The sequence below is a fragment of the Roseimaritima sediminicola genome (assembly GCF_009618275.1).
Taxonomy (GTDB): Bacteria; Planctomycetota; Planctomycetia; order Pirellulales; family Pirellulaceae; genus Roseimaritima; species Roseimaritima sediminicola.
In genome coordinates this window covers 1-1270 of the sequence record NZ_WIAD01000127.1, presented here as the reverse complement: position 1 = coordinate 1270, position 1270 = coordinate 1, and the positions used below count along the sequence as shown (strand labels likewise).

General features: G+C 53.6%; 3 protein-coding genes. All 3 read left to right on the top strand.

The window, feature by feature from the left end; translation table 11 throughout:
• Positions 1 to 581: hypothetical protein (locus GE027_RS23510; protein WP_237607743.1), on the top strand; the 581-nt coding region annotated here is incomplete at its 5' end.
• Positions 582 to 677: 96 nt separating this feature from the next.
• A complete protein-coding gene (locus GE027_RS22565) occupies positions 678 to 902 on the top strand; it encodes an addiction module protein (protein WP_153559490.1) in 225 nt (74 codons plus the stop codon).
• On the top strand, positions 902 to 1198 hold the full coding sequence (locus GE027_RS22560) for a type II toxin-antitoxin system RelE/ParE family toxin (RefSeq protein ID WP_153559489.1): 297 nt from the start codon (positions 902 to 904) through the stop codon (positions 1196 to 1198). Before GE027_RS22565 ends, GE027_RS22560 begins: the two co-directional genes overlap by 1 nt.
• Positions 1199 to 1270: the final 72 nt, after the last annotated feature.

Here is a 1270-nt window from a genome sequence, read left to right as displayed (position 1 = left end):
TGCTCATTCAGCAAAATCAAATGGTGAGAGACTTTGCTTTGTCAGCAACCTATCGATTTAATACGCTTGGTGCCCGTGGCACAATTTCGGTTGGAGCAAAATACGTGGACACGTCAACTGTGACGTATTTGGGGCGTTGGAAGCAGAGAGTTCCGTTGGCAGACATTCGTCCACGGTATGGCGAACTCAGGACAACACCGGATGGATTCTTGAAATGCTGGGCGATCTCCCTTCTGCTTGTTGCCGTCGGATGCTACGGCCTCTTTTGGAGCAACTGGCCCGACTTCGCGACCACTCTGTGCATCGTTTCCATTTTGTGGGGATTCGTAGCTGCCTGGACGCTCATTAGGAACGGAACTGCGGACTGGATCATTTTCAACACTAGTGAATCGGCATACAATCTCTCGTATACACGACAAGCACCCGACGCCGACCAATGTGAAGCATTCACTGCAAATCTGGTGTCAGCGATTAGGAATGCATCTTCCCAACGCGCAGAGCAGAACCACCCGATGCAACCGAGCGGCGAAGTCGGGCGATTCGAAGTGGATGATCAACCGTCGCCGCCGGGTGATCGGTAGCGTTCCCCGGTTGTGGTTTCAACGCGTTTTTCGCGAAACTGGACTGCCTTCTCGAAGCGAGGTAGAATGGCTGGTTCCTACCACCGCAGGTGATTTATGACTGTCGAACAAGCCATTTCTGACATTTCTTCCCTCCCGCTGGAGGAGCAGCTGTTGGTCGTGCAAGCAATCTGGGATCGCATGCCGCAGGACGCTGGGACGACACTGACGGACCAACAGCGTGCTGAACTCGACCGACGCTTAGAGAGCTACCGCGCAAACCCCGATTCATTGCTCACCGAATCGCAACTACGCGAACAGATCCGTGATGCTCGATCGTGATGGATGTTCGATACGCCAAGGAAGTTCGCGACGATCTGCTTGGCTCGATGGCTTGGCTGGATGAACGTCGCGGGGGGCTGGGAGACGAATTGGAAGTAGAGTTTTACGCTGCTGTTTCGGTCGTCCAGGAACGACCATTCTCATTCGCTTCGGATCATACTGGATACCGACCCTGCCGACTGCGTCGATTCACGGCTGTCCTTTACTATCGAATCGAATCTGGCATCATCGTTGTGATGGGATTGTTTGTCGGTGGTCGTGATGAGTCTCGACTGCAAGACCGCGGCGAACCATGAATTGCACGGGAGGACGGGAGTCATGTTTAATCGTCTGCTTGCAAATCGTTCATCCGTCCCCCGTGAATTCCA